This window comes from Pedobacter petrophilus, from assembly GCF_009674725.1.
GTDB lineage: Bacteria > Bacteroidota > Bacteroidia > Sphingobacteriales > Sphingobacteriaceae > Pedobacter > Pedobacter petrophilus.
The window spans coordinates 1-370 of record NZ_WKKH01000139.1; the positions used below are offsets into that span (position 1 = coordinate 1).

1 protein-coding gene is annotated in these 370 nt (G+C 47.0%); it reads right to left on the reverse strand.

Translation table 11 applies throughout. The features are described from left to right. Nucleotides 1-103: 103 nt before the first annotated feature. Nucleotides 104-370 (reverse strand): hypothetical protein (locus GJU39_RS23745; protein ID WP_209437740.1); only part of this gene is annotated, 267 nt, incomplete at its 5' end.

Genomic DNA, 370 nt, shown 5'->3' on the forward strand with positions numbered 1-370 from the left:
ACATCAGATCCAAGCCTTGATTTTTGTCTCTTTTCATCAAGGAAAAGAGAAAAGCCCTTCGGCGGCCAGCCGAGGCAAGCCAGCGCAGCGGAAAAATGATTGATCAGCCACACAACAAGATAGACTGCTTCACGGCCTCACTCCACCTCCGCTTCAGTTCGCAAAGACGATTTTTCGCATAAGGAATAGGTCCTGAATCAAGTTCAGGATGAGGGCCATGATAACCCACCGTTGATGCCAGGTGGTAAGCCCCAATCACCATAAAAATTTTAAATTGAACCTTGCTATTTCCACCCTGCTTCCGGCCTAGGAGATGATGGAAGGAGAAGCCGTTGAAATTTTTGCAATTCCATTCAAATCCCCCACAATC